General features: G+C 55.8%; 16 protein-coding genes. 1 reads left to right on the forward strand and 15 read right to left on the reverse strand.

Going from position 1 to position 21,154, the window contains the following annotated elements:
* Nucleotides 1-97: 97 nt before the first annotated feature.
* From mukB to cmoM, 4 genes are read right to left on the reverse strand one after another with little or no spacing between them, the layout of a single operon-like run.
* Nucleotides 98-4,546: a chromosome partition protein MukB gene (gene mukB / locus SK51_RS18920; RefSeq protein ID WP_048206944.1), complete on the reverse strand. Its 4,449-nt coding sequence runs from the start codon at nucleotides 4,544-4,546 to the stop codon at nucleotides 98-100.
* Nucleotides 4,546-5,250, reverse strand: a complete 705-nt coding sequence (gene mukE, locus SK51_RS18925; protein ID WP_003858208.1) for a chromosome partition protein MukE — start codon at nucleotides 5,248-5,250, stop codon at nucleotides 4,546-4,548. Before mukE ends, mukB begins: the two co-directional genes overlap by 1 nt.
* Nucleotides 5,231-6,553, reverse strand: a complete 1,323-nt coding sequence (gene mukF / locus SK51_RS18930; protein ID WP_022647635.1) for a chromosome partition protein MukF — start codon at nucleotides 6,551-6,553, stop codon at nucleotides 5,231-5,233. The genes mukE and mukF overlap by 20 nt, the downstream gene beginning before the upstream one ends.
* A gap of 3 nt (nucleotides 6,554-6,556) precedes the next feature.
* Nucleotides 6,557-7,336, reverse strand: a complete 780-nt coding sequence (gene cmoM / locus SK51_RS18935) for a tRNA uridine 5-oxyacetic acid(34) methyltransferase CmoM (protein ID WP_006809373.1) — start codon at nucleotides 7,334-7,336, stop codon at nucleotides 6,557-6,559.
* 120 nt (nucleotides 7,337-7,456) lie between these two features.
* Between cmoM and elyC the strand changes: the two genes are divergently transcribed.
* Complete coding sequence (gene elyC, locus SK51_RS18940) at nucleotides 7,457-8,236, forward strand: envelope biogenesis factor ElyC (protein ID WP_048206947.1); 780 nt, start codon at nucleotides 7,457-7,459, stop codon at nucleotides 8,234-8,236.
* On the opposite strand, the gene SK51_RS18945 is transcribed toward elyC, so the two are convergent.
* The 11 genes from SK51_RS18945 to aroA form a co-directional block, all read right to left on the reverse strand.
* The gene (locus tag SK51_RS18945; RefSeq protein ID WP_023305810.1) at nucleotides 8,213-9,106 is read right to left on the reverse strand and encodes a YcbJ family phosphotransferase; all 894 of its coding nucleotides are present in this window, start codon (nucleotides 9,104-9,106) and stop codon (nucleotides 8,213-8,215) included. The genes elyC and SK51_RS18945 overlap by 24 nt on opposite strands.
* 130 nt (nucleotides 9,107-9,236) lie before the next feature.
* Nucleotides 9,237-9,983 carry a 3-deoxy-manno-octulosonate cytidylyltransferase gene (gene kdsB / locus SK51_RS18950; protein ID WP_023299728.1) on the reverse strand — a complete coding sequence of 249 codons (747 nt, stop codon included), beginning with the start codon at nucleotides 9,981-9,983 and terminating at the stop codon, nucleotides 9,237-9,239.
* Complete coding sequence (gene ycaR / locus SK51_RS18955; protein WP_003858220.1) at nucleotides 9,980-10,162, reverse strand: protein YcaR; 183 nt, start codon at nucleotides 10,160-10,162, stop codon at nucleotides 9,980-9,982. The genes kdsB and ycaR overlap by 4 nt, the downstream gene beginning before the upstream one ends.
* A gap of 45 nt (nucleotides 10,163-10,207) precedes the next feature.
* Nucleotides 10,208-11,437 (reverse strand): winged helix-turn-helix domain-containing protein, encoded by a 1,230-nt coding sequence (locus SK51_RS18960; RefSeq protein ID WP_032676339.1) that lies wholly within the window; start codon nucleotides 11,435-11,437, stop codon nucleotides 10,208-10,210.
* A 43-nt stretch (nucleotides 11,438-11,480) separates the two neighbouring features.
* A complete protein-coding gene (gene lpxK / locus SK51_RS18965) occupies nucleotides 11,481-12,458 on the reverse strand; it encodes a tetraacyldisaccharide 4'-kinase (protein WP_023305808.1) in 978 nt (325 codons plus the stop codon).
* Nucleotides 12,455-14,203 (reverse strand): lipid A ABC transporter ATP-binding protein/permease MsbA, encoded by a 1,749-nt coding sequence (gene msbA / locus SK51_RS18970; RefSeq protein WP_003858227.1) that lies wholly within the window; start codon nucleotides 14,201-14,203, stop codon nucleotides 12,455-12,457. Before msbA ends, lpxK begins: the two co-directional genes overlap by 4 nt.
* 36 nt (nucleotides 14,204-14,239) lie before the next feature.
* Complete coding sequence (locus SK51_RS18975) at nucleotides 14,240-16,504, reverse strand: ComEC family protein (RefSeq protein WP_032676340.1); 2,265 nt, start codon at nucleotides 16,502-16,504, stop codon at nucleotides 14,240-14,242.
* A 212-nt stretch (nucleotides 16,505-16,716) separates the two neighbouring features.
* The gene (gene ihfB, locus SK51_RS18980; RefSeq protein ID WP_003858233.1) at nucleotides 16,717-17,004 is read right to left on the reverse strand and encodes an integration host factor subunit beta; all 288 of its coding nucleotides are present in this window, start codon (nucleotides 17,002-17,004) and stop codon (nucleotides 16,717-16,719) included.
* Nucleotides 17,005-17,174: 170 nt separating this feature from the next.
* A complete protein-coding gene (rpsA, locus tag SK51_RS18985) occupies nucleotides 17,175-18,848 on the reverse strand; it encodes a 30S ribosomal protein S1 (protein WP_003858235.1) in 1,674 nt (557 codons plus the stop codon).
* Between the two features lie 111 nt (nucleotides 18,849-18,959).
* Entirely contained in the window at nucleotides 18,960-19,643 is a 684-nt protein-coding gene (cmk, locus tag SK51_RS18990; protein ID WP_015570968.1) for a (d)CMP kinase, read from the reverse strand.
* 185 nt (nucleotides 19,644-19,828) lie between these two features.
* Entirely contained in the window at nucleotides 19,829-21,112 is a 1,284-nt protein-coding gene (gene aroA, locus SK51_RS18995) for a 3-phosphoshikimate 1-carboxyvinyltransferase (RefSeq protein ID WP_023305806.1), read from the reverse strand.
* Between the last annotated feature and the right edge of the window lie 42 nt (nucleotides 21,113-21,154).

Raw genomic sequence — 21,154 nt, forward strand, 5'->3', positions numbered from 1 at the left:
CCTTATGTAAAGAAGTTTAAAGATAACGCAGCCCTGAACACAAGTTAAGTGAATAAAAAAAGCGACGCCTGAGCGCCGCCTTTTATCATACCCGGGGTTAAGAGGCGTCAGCCGTGCCCGGTAAAGACTCCGGAGGCTGCGGCGCAAAGCCACGCAGACCTACGACGTGAACATGTTCACTGTTCTGGAACACTTTACGCACCAGCTTATAGGTTGTCCCTTTTTCCGGACTGATGTTTTCCGGCGCCGCGATGATGAGCTGCATATCGAGTCGCTCGCAAAGCTCAAACAGCGTGGCGATGGAGCGGGCGTCGAGACGCGCGGCTTCATCGAGGAACAGCAGACGGCATGGAGAGATGTCCTTGCCGCGCAGACGACGCGCTTCATCTTCCCAGCTCTGCACCACCATCACCAGAATCGACATACCGGTACCGATGGCTTCACCGGTAGAGAGCGCACCGGATTCCGCGCGCAGCCAGCCGTCTGAGCCACGGTTAACCTCAACTTCCATTTCCAGATAGTTGCGGTAGTCCAGCAACTCCTCGCCGATGGTTTGCGGCGTACGCTGGCCCATGTCAATCTGCGGATTCAGACGCTGATACAGCTTCGCCAGCGCTTCGGAGAAGGTCAGGCGGTTACTGTTGAACAGATCCTGATGCTGCTCATGCTGTTCAGACAACACGTCAAGCAGCGTGGAGTGCGCCTCACGCACGTTCACGTTCAGCCGCACGCTGTTGACCTGGCCAAACGACACGCTTTGCAGGCCCTGGTTCAGCTGACGGATACGGTTCTGCTCGCGCTGAATGGTTTTACGAATAATATTCGCCACGCTGCGGGAGCTGATTGCCAGCTTCTGCTCGCGGGAGGTCAGCTCCTCCGTCAGACGGCCCAGCTCGATCTCCATCTGTTCGATCGCTTCAACCGGATCGTCGGTACGGATGATGTCCTGACGAATACGCTCGCGTAAGTGCTGATAAACCGCCACGAAGAACTGAATTTTGCGCTCAGGACGCTTCGGATCTTCGGACATGCGCAGCACGTCGCGCAGGTGTTCATTGTCCGCCACGGCCAGACGCAGCGCACCCAGCGCCTTATCCGACATAGAGCGCAGTTCATCGGCTGACAGGTACGCCAGCTCGCGACGGTGCAGACGACGCTCCACGTTGTTGTCCTTCACCATGCGCATCACCGCGCACCAGCCCGCCTTCGCGGTCACAACCTGTTCACGCATCTCAAAATAGTCGCGCTCCAGCTTGCGCAGACGACGCGTCAGGTTGTCCATCTCCGCTTCACAGAAGGTCAGCGCTTTTTCGAGCTGATTACGACGCGCACGGTTGTTGCTGAGCTGAGCATGCAGCTCATCACGGCGAATACGCGCCCGCTCTTCCGCGCCGCTGTCGGCGCGCACGCCAATGTCCTGCAACTCTTTATGCAGGTCATTTAACAGCTCTTTCTTGGTGTCGAAGGAGCTTTTCAGCGATGCCATGACCTGGCTGTACTGGCTCAGCTGTGCAGCGTGAGTACGCATCGCTTCACGGGCGCGCGTTCGTTCCGCTTCGGCCTGCTCAAGACGCTGGCGCAGCTTTTCATTCAGATCGCTGTTCCCGCTCAGCATTTCTGCTGAATCGGAGTAGCCGAAGTGTGCGCGACGTTGCACCACTTCCGTGAGGGCAAACGCCTGCTGACGCGCTTCGCGCTGCACCTGCTGTGACCAGGCGTAATCTTCTTTTAACTGCTCAAACTGTTCCGGGTCGCTCTGGAGAACGGAAACCATCGGCTCCAGTTTTGCCAGCTGATTGCCGTGTTGCTGCACAAAGCGCGCCGCTTCCTGCGCTTCGTCCAGACGTTCCTGAATCTCATCCACGCGGTCGGCGAGCGTATCGTCCGCCAGCAGGTTCAGGCGCGGCAGGATGCGGTTAAGGGCCGCAACGCCTTCTTTCGCCTGCTCAAACTGCACGCGGCTTTGCTGGTTGTCATTTTCATGGCTGGCAAGCGCACGCTCCAGCTCACCGCGGCGGGTGTTGAGCTTACGAATTTCGGCTTCCGGATCGGGCTGAAAGGCAACGCCCAGATGGCTGCCGATAAAGCGGCTGAACGCCTGATGCAGACGCTGGGTTTTCTGCACGTCAAACGACAGGGTCGCAAAACGCTCTGAAAGCGTTTCACGCTCGGCGTGCAGGCTTTCAATACGGTTTTCACGCGCGGCGCGGCCAAACAGCGGCAGTTCCGGGAAGCGCGAATAGCGCCACTGGCGATCGGCGATTTTCACCACCACCGCTTTTTCCAGCTCGTCGACGCTGAATACGCTGTCATCAAACGACTGCGGATCCCCTTCGATGAGGTAGAGATCTTCCGGGCAGTCTTCCAGCCCTGCAAGCTGGTCAGAAATCAGCGACAGATCCGGCACTACAATCGCGTTACGGGACGGACCGTACAGCGCGGAGAAGTACGGCGCATCGTCCAGGCCGACGTCGTCGTAAATTTCAGACAGCAGCACGCCGCCGAAACGCTCGGATAACGCATTCAGGCGCGGATCTTCTGAGCCGCCTGGCTGGCTTAAACGCTCGATTTCTTCATCGACGTCACGCTTGCGCGCGCCCACTTCGTCACGCTCAACAATCGCTTCGCGTTCGCGCTCCAGCAGCTGTTGCATGTATTCGGTGACGTCCTGGCTGGAGGCAAACTCCTGACCACACTGCTCGCTGAGCTGGTTCAGGCTGCTTTGTGCGGCCAGCCAGATCGGCGCACGCTGTAAGAGCGTCTTCGAACGGGACTGAAGCTGTTCCAGCTCCTGACGCAGCGTCATGCGCTGTTCGCTGGCGTTCGATACGGTATCGGACAGGGCCGCAATACGCGCTTCCAGCTCCTGATGCAGAGCCTCAAGCTCGTCGAAATCGTAATTTTTACCCTGACGTTTGCAGAATTCCGCCAGCAGACGCTCAGCTTCCTGCTGTTCACGCAGACGCTGTTCCAGCTCGTTCAGGCGCATGCGCAGCGGCTGCACCTGTTCGGCCAGATGGCGCTGATTGACGCCGTCGCGCAGTAGCTCACGGGCAACGTCCCATGCTTCGTTACGCGCCAGCGGACCGTTAATCGCCACCACCAGCTGGTACGCCTGCTCAAACTGGCTGTGTGCCGTTTGCGCCACGCTCATTTTCTGATCGAGAGAAAGCAGTTTCTCAGTGGCTTCCTGCTCTTTGGCCTGGAAGGTATCCAGCCATTCGTCAGCGCTTTCAGGGGTCAGGTCCGGCAGGTGGCACAGCTCTTTGGCACGCTGTAACGCCTGCAGCGCCTGGTTGTATTGGATCGCGCGGGTCTGCTGCACGTCCAGCGCCTGCTGGTAGTCTGCGAGCTGGCTTTTCAGCTCATCCACTTCCAGCTCGGCGGCTTCCGCGCGGGCTTCGTTCTCTTCCTGCAAATCGGCGGCTTCTGCCACCACTTCATTTTGCTCTTCAAGACGAATTTGCAGCTCATCGAGATCGGCTTCATAGCGCTCGATTTTTTCCTGCTGACGCAGCGCGGTTTGCACCAGGTTCAGATGATCGCTGGCCGCCTGGTAATCGGCTTCCAGATCCCCTTCGGCACCGTTGTGCTCGCCCAGTTCGCGCGCCATTTCGACATGCTTATACTGCTCGGCCACCAGCTGTTTGCGGGAGGTAAACAGCTCGCGGCGGTATTCCAGCGCCTGATCGAGATGAATACGGCGCTCGTTGGCGTGACGCATATAGTCTGCCGCCACGTAGTTGGTGGCTTCGCTGATCAGGTGCTTAAACAGATCGCGGTCAGATTGCGTAACGCGAATCGCTTCCAGCGTCATGCGGTTTTCACGCAGCGCGGCTTCCATATCCTGGAAGGCCTTACGCACGCCGCTGTTTTCCGGCAGCAGGTAGTCGCGCAGGGAGCGGGTAATGGCGCTTGAGATACCGCCGTACAGGGAGGCTTCAATCAGACGGTAGTATTTACTACGATCTGACGCGCTGCGCAGACGACGGGCCACCACGCCGAGATCGAACATCAGAGAGTGGTAGTCGGTAATGGAGTTAAACTGCTTAAACTGCACGCCTTCGATGGCTTCCAGCTTGTCCTTCAGCTCCTGGAGCGTCAGAACGCGCGCCTGACGTTCATTCAGGGTTTCCGTCAGCAGCGCGGTCGGCTGCACGGAGGTTGGCAGCCCCTGGATCGCAAACGGTTTGATATCTACTTTACGGTCGCGGCCGGCAACCTGCTGCAGGCGCACGCCTACAACCACGCGCTGATGACGGGAGTTGATCACGTCCAGCACCGAATAACAGACGCCCGCTTTCAGCTTACCGTGCAGCCCTTTATCTCGGGAGCCGCTCGTTGCACCCGCTTCAGTGGTGTTACGGAAGTGCAGCAGGGTCAGGTCAGGGATCAGCGCCGTCACGAAGGCCGCCATGGTGGTGGATTTACCTGCCCCGTTACCGCCGGAGAGCGTTGTCACCAGCTCATCCAGATCGAAGGTTCGGGCAAAGAAGCCGTTCCAGTTAATCAGCGTTAGTGAGCGAAATTTACCGCGTTCAATCATTACTCTTCCTCCCCGCTATCCGGCTGATTCTCTTCGTGCTCGTCATTGAGCTGCAAATGGTTTTCCACCGGCATCGCTTCACCGTCACGGATCATGCGCAGCTGTGCTTCACGCGCATCGTCACCCGCACGCACGTCGGCACCAAAGCGGAAGACCGATTCGGTAATGCGGAACTTGCTGCTGTCGTGACCCATGAACCAGACCATTCCCAGACGGCGCAGACGGTTCAGGGAAGAGCGAACTTTTTCCTGTAATTTCTGACGGTCCAGATCGGACCCCGTCGAGCGGTTATTTACCAGCTTGAGCAGCTTGCTTTCATCCGCCAGCGACAGCAGCTCATCGTAAAGCTCCTGCTGGGTGAAGATCCCTTCATTCGCCAGACGTTCCGGGCTGAGGTAGAGGTAGCAGAGAATTTTGCCGACCATCATATCCAGTTCGGAAAGCACCGAGCGCGGAATAAGCGTAGTAGAGCGCGGACGCAGATAGAAAAACCCTTCCGGCGCGCGGATCAGCTCAACGTTATAGCGAGCGTAAAACTCTTCCAGATACTCCTGAAAGTCCATCAAAAAGGCGTGATTATCCAGCTCGTCAAGGCCAATGTGACGACCGGCACGCAGCTGGCTGTCCAGCGCCGGAAACAACGGATTCGCCAGCGCCTGTGCCAGCTTAACTGGCATCACTTGTTCAATATTTGTCAATGACATGCGCCTGTACCTTGGCTCCGTAATCGTTAATCGGCTGCCACTTCGGCGGCAGTCCGGTGAAATCGGCTTGTGCGATGCCCAGGCGCACCGCCTGGTCTACAACAATGCGGGCAACATCGAAGTGGCGCGCGCGCGGATACTGCGCCAGATAGTCGCGTACCACGAGGCCAAGATCCAGCGGTGCTTGTCTGGCTTTATAGACAGCGAGCTGTTCTTCGATCATCGCCGCAAGCTGCTCGCGAATTTCGTTAAATTCTTCGTATTCCAGATCCGGCGGCAGTTCACCGGTGACCTCTTCATCACGCAGCGCCATCTCTTCGTCGCGCATATCCAGAAGACGATCGGCGTTGGCGTAGGTCAGCGCCCACGGCGCATCAAAGTAGGTCTGTACCGACTGGCGCAGACGCTGAGCAAAGACGCGGTTCTTATCCATATCGATGGCGGTACGGATAAATTTATGCACGTGGCGGTCGTAACCGATCCACAGGTCGATCGACTGCTGGCCCCAGCTGATAATGCGGTCAAGCTTACTCTGCAAATCAAACACCAGACGGTCGATAAAATGCAGATCGTCGTGCGCCATCGTCGCGTCCTGGATGCGCAGCAGGTTGGCCTGTAGCTTATCCCCAGCCGCCTCCAGCGTATCCTGCAACTCACGTAGCGTACCGGACGTTTCTGACAGCAAAAGTTCACAGCTGGAGATGGCCGCACGCCAGTCTTTATTCAGCAGTTGAGCGATATCGTCTTTGACCTGCTGCTGCTGTTCGTCCATCAGACGTTGAGTCAGATCGATACTGTCGAAAATCTCGGCGACCGAGTATTTTAGCGGCGCGTAAACGTTGCGATGCCAGTGGAACTCGTCACCGTTTTCATCAGCCGCGTCGGCGGCACGCTTCAGCTCGCCTGCAACAATGGAGAGCTGCATGGAGAGACGCAGCGTGGAAAATTCGCGCTGGCGGATGTAATAGTCGGTAATGCCAATGCCCAGTGGCGTAAGACGATAGATGGCGTTTCCTTCCGCCTGCTCGCTGGTAAAGCGGTTCAGCAGACGTTGACGCACCATATCATTGATTGCGTTGTTGGCACGCACGCTAATGGTTTCGCTGGTTTGCTCAAACGCATCACTGACGTGGCGGAACGCATCCACCAGTTCGCCTTCACTCATTTCGCCATCCAGGCGTTCGCCGTTTAGCGTCGCAACCGCCAGCAGGAATGAGAGTCTGTCTACCGGCAGCGAGATGGAGAAATCGTTTTTCCTGGCCCAGGCAACCAGTTCGGGGACTGTCTGGGAAAATTCACTCATAGATTATCCTTGCATCTGCGGCTTGCGCGCGGTGACGTGGATATAGCGGCCAAGGCTCAGATAAGGCTCCTGGCGGCAGTACCGCGTCTCTATTTCTGTTAAGGCGTCTAAACAGTCATCCTGTTTTTGTTTATCACGCAGATAATCATGAAACACCCTCACGCCGGTTTTGCCGGTAATTTCCCAACCGATCTCCTCCAGCCAGCCATAGACCTGCTGCGGTTCACGGGGGAAATCCGGTGAAAGCGTGCGTCGTTTCTTTTTATACATGCCCTGCTGTACATAGCCAAAATTGCCGACCAGCACGTTTCGCATCAGCAGGCCGTTGGCATTGTAAAACATCAGCGATAACGCACCGCCCGGGCGCAACATCGACCACAGCGTTTTTAACATCGCTTGTGGTTCGGCGACCCATTCGAGCACAGCATGAAACAATATCAGATCAACCTGCGTTTCCAAATGCTGCGGAATGTCCTGAGCGGCGCAATGTATAAAATGCATGTTGTCGCTCACACCTTTCTCTTCTGCCGCTCGCCCGGCGCGCGCAACCATCTCGGCAGAAAGATCGCAAAGCGTGACGTGATGTCCCCGCTGCGCCATCAGAATTGCAGTCTGCCCTTCCCCACCGCCGGCATCCAGTACGCGCAACGGTCGGTCACCAAATTCAGCCAGCAGCTTATCCAGATCCTGCCAGAGGATCGTCTGACGAAGCTGACCTTTGGTGGTGCCATAAATGTTGCGCGAAAACTTTTCCGCGATGTCATCAAAATTGCGATCCCGCATTGGGAGGGTTCCACTCACTGCAAAACCGCTATTTTGTCACACCCGCGCGGAGAATGAACCACTCTGGTGTAATATCACGGGCAATCGCCTGCTGTATGGTTAAAAAAGGAACCAAAAAGGATGCTTTTTACCCTAAAAAAATATATCGGAGGCATGATGCTTCCCCTTCCCCTGCTGTTGCTTCTCATCGCGCTGGGGCTGGCATTGATATGGTTTAGCCGCTTTCAGAAAAGCGGTAAATCCCTCGTCACCGTGGGCTGGCTGGCGCTGCTGTTACTCAGCCTGCAACCGGTCGCTGACGGTTTGTTACGCCCGATTGAAAACACCTACCCTACATGGCAGGGAAAACAGAAGGTGGGCTATATCGTGGTGCTGGGCGGCGGGTATACCTGGGATCCGAACTGGGCGCCCAGCTCGAACCTGATCAACAACAGTCTGCCGCGTCTGAACGAGGGGATCCGCCTGTGGCTGGCCAATCCGGGATCGAAGATGATCTTCACGGGCGCTGCGGCAAAAACCAACCCGGTAAGTACCGCTGAAGCAGGGGCAAGAGTGGCTGAATCGCTTGGCGTACCACGTTCCGCCATCATCACGCTGGATAGCCCAAAAGATACCGAAGAAGAAGCTGCTGCGGTGAAACAAGCCATCGGTGATGTGCCGTTCCTGCTGGTGACCTCTGCTTCACACCTGCCGCGCGCAATGATTTTCTTTGAGAATCAGGGCCTGCATCCGCTTCCTGCTCCGGCAAACCAGCTGGCCATTGACGCCCCGCTCAACCCGTGGGAACGGATAATCCCGTCCCCGGTATGGCTGATGCACAGCGACCGCGTCGGTTACGAGACGCTTGGCCGCCTGTGGCAGTGGCTTAAGGGTTCGTCAGGCAAGCCAGGGCAGAAGTGATTTTGCGGCCAGATCGAAACTGGCCCGATTAAAGCGCCCGGTGTTGACCAGTTGCGCCACCTCATCCCAGAGAAGATAGAGCCAGCGTCGCCAGAGAAAGGCCTCCGCAACGGGGGCGCGCTGAAGATAGTGCCAGAGCAAATCTTCCGCCGCCCCGCCCTCGCTCAGCCTGAACAGTTCGTACTCGCGCGGCGCCCAGAGCATGATCCCCGGCCCGACCATTGCCAGAAGCTGATCGCTGCGCGAGTCTTTAAGCATACTGCGCAGCGTGAAGTTGCCGTGAACCAGCACGCAGTTGTCGTTAAAACCCTCAAACAGCGTCGGCAGACATTCCCGGGTGCGGAACAGAATACGTTTGTCCTGCATCGTTAAACCGGTGTTGTTGAACTGGTTCAGCGTGCCCCAGAGCACTTCGACACGCTGGCGATACCATAGCGGCCACAGGTTTTCCTGGGTGCTATCTACCGCGCCAACAAGACCCCGGCTGTCCTGCCGATGCCAGGCAAGCAGAGCCTCGACAATCTGATCTTTCAGCTGTTCCCAGCGCTCCGGTGTACGCGTCGGAGCTTCAACAGAAACCCCGCGTAAACGTTCAATAAGCAGAACATCCGGGCCGGGATGCTCCTCATGGGTCATCACGCCGTAGACCATCGGCATACGGACAGTCCCTTCCCGCGCCAGCATCGACATTTTCCAGGCCAGCTGTCTGGCGACGCCCGGCGAGGTAAAACTTCTGGCCATCAGCGGCATGGGGTTTCCCTGACTGTCGTACAACGACCAGAGTGCGGTATCGGCCTTTTCATTCACGCATTCCACCCGGCTTAGCTTTTCGCCAAGGAGATGGCTGAGTTCAGCACGCAGCTGTTCCATATGAGATTACCCCCATTAAGACTACTGCTTTTATAATGAGCGCGCGAACCCCGGATGTCACCCGGTCGAGATCAATAATGAAAAAGAAAAGGAAGAGAACATCCCCCCAGAACGAGGGGATGGCAGCGAATTAACGCAATTCGACGCGTACGCGATCGAGATCTTCAGGCGTATCCACGCCGGTGCCAGGGACTTCCTGGGCAACCGCAACGTGAATTTTCTCGCCGTACCACAGCACGCGAAGCTGTTCGAGCATTTCGATATGCTCAAGCGGGCTTGGTGCCCAGGCGACATAGCGACGAATAAAGCCGGCGCGGTAGCCGTAAATACCGATGTGGCGCAGGAAGGTTTCGCCGATCGTCTCTTTCGATTGCGCGAAACGATCGCGATCCCACGGAATGGTGGCGCGGGAGAAATAGAGCGCGTAGCCCTCTGCGTCCATGACCACTTTCACCGCATTCGGATTGAACGCCTCTTCAGCGTGGTGAATCGGCACCGCAAGGGTCGCCATGCCAACCTTACGCTGGGCCAGGTTGTCGGCCACCTGACGGATAATAGCCGCCGGGATCATCGGCTCATCGCCCTGCACGTTCACAATCACCGTCTCGTCACTGAAACCGCATTTTTCGACGACTTCCGCCAGGCGCTCGGTGCCTGACTGGTGGTCGGCACGGGTCATGCACACTTCCCCACCCGCGGCCTCAACCGCTCGCGCGACATCCGGGTGATCGGTGGCGACGATGACGCGTCCGGCGCCCGATTCGCGTGCCCGTTCAAGGACATGCACAATCATCGGTTTACCGTTGATATCCACCAGCGGTTTACCTGGCAGGCGCGTTGAAGCATAACGCGCAGGGATAATGACAACAAAACTCATGGTTTGATCTCTTCTGCCACCAGGGAACGGGCTTCATTTTCCAGCAGGACCGGAATACCGTCACGCAGCGGGAACGCCAGGCTGTCCAGTTTGCAAATCAGCTCTTGTTTATCCTGGCTGTAATACAGTTTGCCGTTGCACACCGGGCAGGCAATAATTTCAAGTAAACGGTGATCCATAGTTCCTCCGTATGGGTAATCGCTAAAGCTTATCACATTCCCTTTTCAGGGAGTGCCTGTTTCCCAGCCACCTCGACAGGTCGTAAACAGCCCCGCAGGCACGCGACCGAGTACAATTTCATGCGCCCCCTGCCAGCGCGCAAATTCACTGAGCGCAGACGTTAGCCCTTTTTCCAGGCCAGCCGTGACTTTTATGCCCTCTTCCAGCCAGAGCGCGATAACTTCAAGCATGCCGGTTTTACGGTGCATTTTAGCGTCCATGCGCCCGACAAGCTGCCCTTTATGAAGCAACGGCAAAACAAAATAACCGTACTGACGCTTTTGCGCCGGGGTGTAGCATTCCAGACGGTAGCTGAAATCAAACAGCTGTTCGGCCCGCTTTCTGTCCCAGACTACGGGGTCGAATGGCGAGAGCACGGCACTGTGGGTCGCCTGGAGTTTGCCCTCTTGCGCCTGTGCCAGCAGAGGGAACAAATCCGCATGCAGCCACATTTCACCTAACGACTCAACCGAGACCGGCATCACGCGCTGTTCACGCTGCCACGTTTCCAGCAGCGGTTTTAGCTGCGGCTGACGCAGGCGATAATAATCCGCCAGCCACTGTGGGCGGAATATGCCCAGGCTGCGGGCGCTGTTCCCGAGCATGATGGCTTCGGCTGCGTCCTGAGACAGCAGGTCACGCGTATCGTCCCAGTGAGGCATAACGCGGTGCGTGAGGTCATAAACGCGCTGAAAGTTGCGGCGCTCGACCACCATCACTTTGCCCGACGTAAACAGCCCTTCAAGATGGCGTTTGTGCGGTTTCCACTCCCACCATCCGCTTGCGCCTTTTCGCGGGTGTTCAAAATCCGCAGAGCGTACCGGACCGTTTTCCTGAATATGGGCAATCAGTTGTTCTATTTCATCCGCGTGTTCCGCCATCCACTCCTGGCGGTATTTCCAGCCCATTTTGTCCGGGGCGAGCATGCGGTGACGCACCAGTGCAAAATCGCTGCGCGGGAGAAAACAGGCTTCATGCGCCCAGTATTCCATCAGTTCGCCCTGACTTAGCGCATTATCCAGCCACTGCGGGGGATAGTTTCCCAGGCGGCTAAACAGGACCAGATACGGGCTACGCGCCACGATGTTAATGGTGTCGATTTGCAGCAACGACATGCGTTGCACGGTAGAGAGGATATCCGCTGGCTGCGCGCGGCGGCGGGGCTTTTTCAGAAGCCCCTGGGCGGCAAGATGCAGGTTTCGTGCGGCTGCAAGTGAGAGTTGCGGTAGAGACATGCGTTTTCCTGTCAGTCAAAGCGCCACCGGAACCGCGTAGAAGTTACTGCACTAACGCGAGCAGTTCCTTGAGCAAATGTTCCGGCTGTTCGCCGCTGAGTTCAGCATCAACCGGCAGATACCACCAGTTTTCTTTCGCAAAGGCCCGGCATTTTACCGCGTCTTTTTCCGTCATGATCAGCGTCTGGCCCGGTGCGGCCAGCCTCTCAATCTCTTCGGCAACCAGCGCCTGGTGATCGGCCAGCGGTACCCGTTTCTCCAGCCGCGCGCCGCACTGCTCCAGCGTCGCGAAGAAACGCGGCGGATGACCAATCCCGGCCATCGCTATCAGATGATCCAGTAACGCGACGTCTTTACGCTCGCCGGTCAGCATATTCACTGCCTTTCCGGGACGAAGATGCATCGGGATCTCACCCGCTCTGGCTTCACCACCGTTTACAATCACGGCATCGACGCTCTTCAGGCGCGACGCACGCTCACGCATTGGACCGGCTGGCAGCCACCAGCCGTTGCCAAAACGCCGCACGCCGTCAATAACCACGATCTCTTTGTCACGCGCCAGCGCGTAATGCTGCAAACCATCATCGGTAATTATGATTTGTACGTCATGCTCTGCAAGCAGTGCCTTTACGGCATCACTGCGCACCGGCGATACCGCAACCGGCGCGCCAGTACGTTGGTAAATCAGTACCGGCTCATCACCGGCTTCAGCGGTTGTCGTAGCTAGGCTCAGCACCAGTGGATACTGCGCCGCTTTACCACCGTAACCGCGTGAGACAACTCCCGGGCGGATACCGCGCTTCTGGAGCTGTTCTACCAGCCAGATCACCACCGGCGTTTTGCCGTTTCCCCCCGCCGTCAGGTTGCCGACCACCACTACCGGTACCGGTGCGCGCCAGGCGCGCTTGATCCCGATGCGATAAAGCAGACGAATAGCACCGCTCACCAGGCCATACAGCCAGGAGAGCGGGAGAAGCAGCACCCACAGAGGGGATTCACCCGACCAGATGCGTGCAATCATTGACCGAACTGCATTTTATGAAGCTGCGCGTATACACCACGTTGTTCCAGCAGGTCCGCATGGCTGCCGCGTTCAACGATAACGCCGTCTTCCACCACCACGATTTCGTCAGCCTGTTCGATGGTCGACAGACGGTGCGCGATAACCAGCGAGGTACGGTTTTTCTGTAATTCATCCAGAGCCGACTGGATAGCGCGTTCAGATTCCGTATCCAGTGCGGACGTTGCTTCATCGAGGATCAGAATCGGGCTGTTGCGCAGCAGCGCTCGGGCAATCGCGATACGTTGACGCTGACCACCGGAGAGCAGCACCCCGTTTTCGCCAATGATCGTATCCAGACCGTTATCCATTTTGTTAATGAAGTCCATCGCATAGGCCATACGCGCCGCATTCTCGATCTCTTCACGGCTGTACTCTTCGGTACGGGCATACGCAATGTTGTTCGCCACCGTATCGTTGAACAGATGCACGTTCTGCGAAACCAGCGCGACCTGGTTACGCAACGACTGTAGGGTATATTCCCGCAGGTCGTGACCATCAAGCAGGATTTCGCCCTGGTCGATATCGTAGAAACGGGTAATCAGGCTGGCAATAGTCGACTTGCCCGAACCGGAACGACCGACCAGTGCAACGGTTTTACCCGCCGGAATGGACAGGCTGATATCACGCAGCGCCGGCACTTCACGGCCTGGATAGGTAAAGGTCACGTTGCGGAATTCCAGGTCACCTTTAGCGCGCTCGATCACGCGTGTACCTTCATCTTTTTCCTGTTCGGAATCGAGGATGCTGAACAGCGTCTGACAGGCTGCCATCCCGCGCTGGAACTGGGCGTTGACGTTTGTGAGCGATTTCAGCGGACGCATCAGCGCAATCATGGATGAGAACACCACGGTAATGGTACCCGCAGTCAGGGTTTCCATGACGCTCGGGAAGCTTGCTGCATACAGGACGAAGGCCAGGGCCAAAGAGGCAATCAGCTGAATGATCGGATCGGAAATCGACGAGGCCGATACCATTTTCATCCCTTGCAGGCGCATTCTGTTGCTGACCTTGTCAAAGCGTTTGGTTTCGACTTCCTGACCGCCGAAGATCAACACTTCCTTATGGCCTTTCAGCATCTGCTCGGCGCTGGTAGTCACCTGCCCCATCGTATTCTGCATATTTTTACTGATGTTGCGAAAACGCTTTGATACCACGCGGATCGCGATGGAGACAATCGGCGCCAGCACAATAAGGATCAGCGACAGTTGCCAGCTGTAATAGAACATCATCGCAAAAAGACCGATGATGGATGCGCCTTCACGCACAACGGTAATCAGTGCGCTGGAAGAGGACGACGCCACCTGCTCTGAATCGTAGGTAATACGCGACAGCAGGGTACCGGTTGACTGTTTGTCAAAGAATGAGACTGGCATCCCCATCATATGGCTGAATAACCGACGGCGCATGGTCATCACCACTTTACCGGATACCCAGGAGATGCAGTAGCTGGATACATAGCTGGAGATTCCGCGTAAGATCATCAGCCCAATAACCACCAGCGGCATCCATAGCAGCACTGAACGATCCGTTTTACCAAAACCGTCATCCAGTAACGGTTTGAGAAGCGATAACATAAACGTATCGCTGGCTGCGTTGAGGATTAACGCTACGCCCGCCACGATCAAGCCTGCTTTGAAAGGTGCAATCATCGGCCAGAGCCGGCGGAACGTTTGCCACGTGGAGAGATCTTTGTCGTTATGCATTCAAAAAACCAGCATTTGTTGAAATAGCCGCATATTCTACCCGTTATCTACGGGCGCGCCAAACCACTGATGATACCAACGCGGTAAATAGTGTTCACGTAAGCGGCGAATTTGCCGACTTTGGTGCGAAAACGTCACAGTTATCTGTCCGGACTGCGGGGTATCAAGCCAGAGATATCCCTCAGTTCGATAGCGCCTGACTACTTTGATGGAAGGGAAACGCCACGCGTTATAGCGGGCCATCGAGGCCAGCGAAACCTGCCCCTCCACGCGCTGTAGCAGCGGTGTTGAAGATGACGTGTTACTCCCATGATGCGGCACCTGAATCAGTGTAGCCGCAAGTTGACGCCAGCGGTGGCTCAACATTGCCAGTTCTGCCTGCGCTTCAATATCTCCGGTCAGTAAAACGCTCTGTTCGCCGTCATCGATTTTTACCACGCAGGAGCGGTTGTTACCTTTCGCCGGGGTGTTTTCGGGTGGCCAATGCACGGAGAACGTTAACCCATGCCACTGCCATCGCTGTCCACGAAAGCATGGAAGATGTCCGGTCCAGGCTAAGGGGCTTCTGATCCACATTGCAGGCCAGGCAGCTTTTAGCGATGCCAGTCCCCCCGCGTGGTCGAGATGTTCATGGCTCAGGATCACCCCTTCCGGCCTCAGATGATGCCAGCGTAGCCAGGGGATAATCAGCTGCTGCGCGCTGTCCCCACCGGGCCATGCCAGCCCGGTGTCATACAGAATGGCCTTCCCGTGACGCTCAATGACCATCGCCAACCCTTGCCCTACATCCAGCATATGCAGGGACCAGCTGTCAGTTTTAATCCTGTGCCAGAGGGGAAATGCCATCACCACGCTGCCTGCCAGACAGACTGCGGGTACTGCGCTGAAGGCCCTGAATCGCCAGCCAATGATCAGCAGCCACGGCAGTAACGTCAGGCATTGCCAGCGTTCATCCACGTCCTGCCAGCCATTCGGTAAACGCATCAATAGCCAGAAAAGTCCTGCCAGAGATTTATCGGCTGCCAGCCAGACGATACTTTCCAGCGTCGCCACCGGAAACAGATGCAGAAACATGCCGAGCAGGATCAGTGGAACTGAGATAAACGTTACCAGAGGAACAGCAAACAGATTCGCCACCAGCGAGGAGAGACTGAAACCATGGAAAATCAGTACCTGAAGCGGCAACAGAAGCAGCAGCATTCCAACCTGCAAATACAACAGCGTAACCAGCGGCCGCAGGCACCGGCCACGTTGCCAGTGCGGGAGAGGCAACCACTGATACCAAAAAATAAGCGCGGCGACCGCAAACGCGGATAACGCCAGGCTTTGTGACAGTACCGCCAGCGGATCGAAAAACAGGATCGCCGCCACGCAGGTAAGCCATACCTGCCAGGGCGACCACTGACGACCACTCATTTTTAATGCAGCCAGTACCACAAGCGCCATAACCGTACGCAGCGCGGGCGGCTGCAATCCCGTTAGCCATGCGTAAAACGCGGCAAAAAGCAGACCTGCCAGTAAGGGCACTTGCCAGATAATCCAGCGGCCCGGCAGGAAAAATTGGATGCCCCGAGCCAGTAGCCAGACAGCAGAAGCGGCCAGCGCAATATGCAATCCCGAGATTGCCATCAGATGCATCGTTCCGGTCTCACGCATCAGGTTTTTTATCTCCCGCGAGACCGACAACCGCTCCCCCATCCCCAGCCCCAGGATCACGGGCCCCCACTGATATGCTGAAAGCGTATTCTGTAGTGATGTCAGGTATTGCGAACGCAGGCTACAGCGTGCGTCGATAATCTCCGCATGGGTAAACCGTCCGCTCAGCGTCTGGTGTCGGGCAAAGGCGTTTTTCTGCGAATCATAGCCGCCATCGTTGAGTTCTCCGTGTACCGCCCTGAGCCGCAGGGTCATCGCCCAGCGTTGACCCACGCAGACATTTTGAGGCAGGTAGTTGCCGTAGAGTGACACGCCCATGGCAGCCCACACACGTTCTCCATTGAGGCTGATAATCCTTCCCTGATGCATCGTTGCGCCGTCCGTTGCGGTAATGACCACCTCGGCCTGCTGCGGTGCTTTCGTTAAATGGTTCATCGGCCACACGCTTTCCTGAGCGGCCAGGATCCCCCAGCACATAAAAAGCAATGCGAGGCCTGAAAACCTGAGCCATTTTCTCTGCTGTACGGATAACGCAATTCCTGCGGCAATCAGCAACCAGACAATATGCAAGTCTGGCAAAACGGGTAACCAACAGAGCGGGATTATGGCCAGAATGGCGCACATACTGATAACGTGGATCCCCATCTTCACCTCCATGTTTCAGGTGATTATGCGGCGGGAGTGATGCGTCGTCAGACAGAAAAGGCGTGATTTACAGCGGGCGCTGCAACGTTTTTAAGCGTTTACAGCAAAGAGAAAATTTAAATGCGGCGCGTATTCAGAAATGCAGGGACGGGATACAAAAAAAGCACCCTAAGGTGCTTTCTTTAAACTCAGTTTAACCCTGATGATTAAACTCAGTTACCGTAAATATTGGCGCGATCGCGCAGTTCTTTACCCGGCTTAAAGTGCGGAACATACTTTCCTTCCAGCTCCACTTTATCGCCAGTCTTCGGGTTACGCCCGGTACGTGGTGCACGATAGTGCAGGGAAAAACTACCGAAACCGCGGATTTCAATGCGCTCGCCCTGGGCAAGAGTGGTAGCCATATGCTCCAGCATCTCTTTAACGGCATCTTCCACAGCCTTGGCAGGGATATGCGGTTGCTGACTGGCAAGTCTTTCAATCAATTCTGACTTGGTCATGATTCCTCCGGTTCCTTTCAAACCCATTAGCTGAACAGCTTATTAAACAAGGGCGGCCGTAGCCGCCCTTTGTTATTGATTACAGGACGAATCCTGCAATCTGTCAAGTCTGCTCTCCATCCTTCGCGCTGTAAATGCGTTACAGCTCAAATCATGGTGCGAACCTGAACTTACTCGCCTTTAGCTGCTTTGAAAGCTTCAGCCATTGCGTTGTTAGAGAAGTTTGCATCTTCCTGTTTGTTCACAGTTGCGATTGCATCTTTCTCATCAGCTTCGTCTTTAGCACGAACAGACAGGCTGATTGCACGGTTCTTACGGTCAACACCGGTGAACTTAGCTTCAACGTCGTCACCAACGCTCAGAACCAGAGTTGCATCTTCAACGCGGTCACGTGAAGCTTCGGAAGCGCGCAGGTAACCTTCAACGCCGTCAGCCAGTTCTACGGTTGCGCCTTTAGCGTCAACAGCAGTCACTTTACCGTTTACGATTGCGCCTTTCTTGTTCAGTGCAACCCAGTTGTTGAACGGATCTTCTGCGAGCTGTTTAACGCCCAGGGAGATACGTTCACGCTCTGCGTCAACCTGCAGAACAACTGCTGCGATTTCGTCGCCTTTTTTGTATTCACGAACTGCTTCTTCGCCTGCAACGTTCCAGGAGATGTCAGACAGGTGAACCAGGCCATCGATGCCGCCGTCCAGGCCGATGAAGATACCGAAGTCAGTGATAGACTTGATTTTACCTTCAACACGGTCGCCCTTGTTGTGGGTTTCCGCGAACTGCTGCCATGGGTTGTTTTTGCACTGCTTCAGGCCCAGGGAGATACGACGACGTTCTTCGTCGATATCCAGAACCATCACTTCCACTACATCACCAACGTTAACAACTTTGGATGGGTGGATGTTTTTGTTGGTCCAGTCCATTTCGGAAACGTGCACCAGGCCTTCAACGCCTTCTTCGATTTCAACGAAGCAGCCGTAGTCGGTCAGGTTGGTAACGCGACCAGTCAGTTTAGTACCTTCTGGGTAACGCTTAGCGATAGCTACCCATGGATCTTCGCCCAGCTGTTTCAGGCCGAGGGATACACGAGTACGCTCGCGGTCGAACTTCAGCACTTTAACAGTGATTTCGTCGCCCACGTTCACGATTTCGCTTGGGTGCTTAACGCGTTTCCACGCCATGTCGGTGATGTGCAGCAGGCCATCAACGCCGCCCAGGTCAACGAATGCGCCGTAGTCAGTGAGGTTCTTAACGATACCTTTGACTTCCATGCCTTCCTGCAGGTTTTCCAGCAGCTGATCGCGTTCTGCGCTGTTTTCGGATTCGATAACGGCACGACGGGAAACAACAACGTTGTTACGCTTCTGGTCCAGCTTGATTACTTTGAACTCAAGCTCTTTGCCTTCGAGGTGCAGGGTGTCACGGACTGGACGAACGTCTACCAGAGAACCTGGCAGGAACGCGCGAATACCATTCAGCTCAACAGTGAAGCCACCTTTAACTTTGCCGTTGATAACACCGACCACAGTTTCAGCTTCTTCGTAAGCTTTTTCCAGCGTGATCCATGCTTCGTGACGTTTAGCTTTCTCACGAGACAGCAGGGTTTCGCCGAAGCCGTCTTCTACTGCGTCCAGAGCAACGTCAACTTCGTCACCTACCTGGATTTCCAGCTCGCCCTGGGCGTTTTTGAACTGCTCAGCCGGGATGGCGGACTCAGATTTCAGACCGGCGTCAACCAGTACTACGTCTTTGTCGATAGCAACAACAACACCGCGAACGATGGAACCCGGACGGGTTTCGATTTCTTTTAAGGATTCTTCAAACAGTTGAGCAAAAGATTCAGTCATGTTTAATCTTCAGGTTAATATTAACGTCCACCTGGCTCCGTGCCGGATGGGGTTGTTTCACATACCCGCCGTCAATCCATTGCAGCGGGGGTACTGCTAAATCGGTCGCGATTACGCGAGTGCCAGTTTTTGGCGCGCATATTGTAGCGCTTTTTCAATCACTTGCTCAATAGTTAAACTGGTTGAATCCAGCACTAATGCGTCTTGCGCGGGAACAAGTGGTGCGACGGCGCGGTTACGATCGCGGTCATCGCGCTCTTTTATCTCGGATAAAAGGCGATCAAAGTTAACACTAAACCCCTTTTCCTGCAACTGAAGCATGCGGCGTTGAGCACGTTCTTCCGAAGAGGCGTCAAGGAAAATTTTCACTGGCGCATCAGGGAATACCACGGTTCCCATGTCGCGGCCGTCGGCGATCAGCCCCGGCGCTTCGCGGAAACCGCGCTGGCGACGTAACAGCGCTTCACGAACGCGTGGGAAAGCCGCCACCTGAGAGGCCGCATTGGCCACTTCCTGCGTACGGATTTCACCGCTGACATCTTCCCCTTCCAGGATCACTTCAAGGTTGCCATCAGTAGAGACAAAGCGCACATCCAGATGTGCAGCCAGCGGTACCAGCGCTTCTTCAGACGCAACATCTACATGATGATGCAGCGCAGCCAGCGCCAGCACACGATAGATTGCTCCCGAATCTAAAAGATGCCATTGCAATGCTTCCGCCATCGCTTTGCACAGAGTACCTTTCCCTGCGCCACTTGGCCCATCAATGGTGATTACCGGGGCAATTGCCGTCATCTTTTTCTCCTTAATTAAGGCATACCGTTTACATGAACGCCGCGCATTATACGCGCCAACGTGCGCAACTGTTACCTTTGCGTGCAAATTACGGAATGATTGAAGCAGAGTGTAGAAGAAATGAAAGAGGATGACTGTCAGAAAGCGTAAGGAAATGCCGCATCAGGAGATGCGGCATACGATCGTCAGGCCAGGGTGCTAATGCGCGCCAGCTGTTCGAAGTAGTCCGGGAAGGTTTTCGCCGTGCACTTCGGGTCAAGGATGGTGACTGGCGTATCTGACAGCGCCACCAGCGAGAAACACATCGCCATGCGGTGATCGTTGTAGGTGCCAATTTCTGCAAATTGCAGTTTTGCCGGCGGCGTGACGCGAATGTAGTCTTCGCCCTCTTCTACCACCGCCCCCACTTTACGCAGCTCGGTTGCCATTGCGAACAGGCGGTCAGTCTCTTTTACGCGCCAGTTATAGATGTTACGCAGCGTGGTGGTGCCTTTCGCAAACAGCGCAGCGGTGGCGATGGTCATTGCCGCGTCAGGAATATGGTTCATGTCCATGTCGATGGCGTTCAGCTCACCGTGCGTACAGGAGATGAAGTCATCGCCCCAGGTCACAACCGCGCCCATTTTTTCCAGCACGTCGGCAAAACGAATATCGCCCTGCACGCTGTTGCGACCAATACCCGTCACTTTTACCGTACCGCCTTTAATCGCGCCTGCGGCAAGGAAATAGGAGGCGGATGACGCATCGCCTTCAACCAGGTAGTGACCCGGAGACTGATACTGTTGGCCACCGCGAACCACGAAGCGTTGGTATGACTGGTTTTCCACCTCAACACCAAAGGTTTTCATCAGGTGCAGCGTGATATCAATGTACGGCTTAGAGACCAGATCGCCTTTAATGCTAATCACGGTATCATTTGGAGCCAGCGGTGCGGTCATCAGCAGTGCAGTCAGGAACTGGCTGGAGACGCTACCATCAACCTCAACATTACCGCCAGTGAAACCACCGCGCAGACGCAGTGGCGGGTAATTTTCTTGCTCAAGATAATCAATCTGCGCGCCGCCCTGACGCAGGGCATCGACCAGGTGGCCGATCGGACGCTCTTTCATGCGCGGCTCGCCGGTCAGCACAATATCGTTGCTCCCAAGACACAGCGCAGCGGCCAGAGGACGCATCGCCGTACCGGCGTTACCCAGGAAAAGCTCCAGCGCTTCAGCGGAATGTAATGCGCCGCCGTTACCGGTGACTTCACAACGGGTACGATCGTCTGACAGCGCGTACTGAACGCCCAACGCTTTCAGTGCATTGAGCATATGGCGCACGTCATCGCTGTCCAGCAGGTTGGAAAGGACGGTGGTGCCGTTTGCCAGAGCTGCCAGCAGCAGAGCGCGGTTCGAGACACTTTTTGAACCAGGCAGATTAATGGTGCCATCTACCCGCGCGATAGGTTGTAACGTCAGGGATTCCATGAAACTTAACTCTCAACTCAACATAATAAAAACCCCGCAGGA

The organism is Enterobacter sp. MGH85, assembly GCF_001037655.1.
Lineage (GTDB): Bacteria > Pseudomonadota > Gammaproteobacteria > Enterobacterales > Enterobacteriaceae > Enterobacter > Enterobacter intestinihominis.

Bases quoted from the DNA above. Each gene is read 5' to 3' on its own strand.
- cmk (WP_015570968.1), bottom strand. From the start codon at position 19,643: ATGACGGCAATTGCCCCGGTAATCACCATTGATGGGCCAAGTGGCGCA.
- kdsB (WP_023299728.1), bottom strand. From the start codon at position 9,983: ATGAGTTTTGTTGTCATTATCCCTGCGCGTTATGCTTCAACGCGCCTG.
- aroA (WP_023305806.1), bottom strand. From the start codon at position 21,112: ATGGAATCCCTGACGTTACAACCTATCGCGCGGGTAGATGGCACCATT.
- lpxK (WP_023305808.1), bottom strand. From the start codon at position 12,458: ATGATTGCACGCATCTGGTCGGGTGAATCCCCTCTGTGGGTGCTGCTT.
- SK51_RS18960 (WP_032676339.1), bottom strand. From the start codon at position 11,437: ATGTCTCTACCGCAACTCTCACTTGCAGCCGCACGAAACCTGCATCTT.
- SK51_RS18975 (WP_032676340.1), bottom strand. From the start codon at position 16,504: ATGGGGATCCACGTTATCAGTATGTGCGCCATTCTGGCCATAATCCCG.
- rpsA (WP_003858235.1), bottom strand. From the start codon at position 18,848: ATGACTGAATCTTTTGCTCAACTGTTTGAAGAATCCTTAAAAGAAATC.
- SK51_RS18945 (WP_023305810.1), bottom strand. From the start codon at position 9,106: ATGGAACAGCTGCGTGCTGAACTCAGCCATCTCCTTGGCGAAAAGCTA.
- cmoM (WP_006809373.1), bottom strand. From the start codon at position 7,336: ATGCGGGATCGCAATTTTGATGACATCGCGGAAAAGTTTTCGCGCAAC.
- mukB (WP_048206944.1), bottom strand. From the start codon at position 4,546: ATGATTGAACGCGGTAAATTTCGCTCACTAACGCTGATTAACTGGAAC.
- msbA (WP_003858227.1), bottom strand. From the start codon at position 14,203: ATGCATAACGACAAAGATCTCTCCACGTGGCAAACGTTCCGCCGGCTC.
- ihfB (WP_003858233.1), bottom strand. From the start codon at position 17,004: ATGACCAAGTCAGAATTGATTGAAAGACTTGCCAGTCAGCAACCGCAT.
- ycaR (WP_003858220.1), bottom strand. From the start codon at position 10,162: ATGGATCACCGTTTACTTGAAATTATTGCCTGCCCGGTGTGCAACGGC.
- mukE (WP_003858208.1), bottom strand. From the start codon at position 5,250: ATGTCATTGACAAATATTGAACAAGTGATGCCAGTTAAGCTGGCACAG.
- elyC (WP_048206947.1), top strand. From the start codon at position 7,457: ATGCTTTTTACCCTAAAAAAATATATCGGAGGCATGATGCTTCCCCTT.
- mukF (WP_022647635.1), bottom strand. From the start codon at position 6,553: ATGAGTGAATTTTCCCAGACAGTCCCCGAACTGGTTGCCTGGGCCAGG.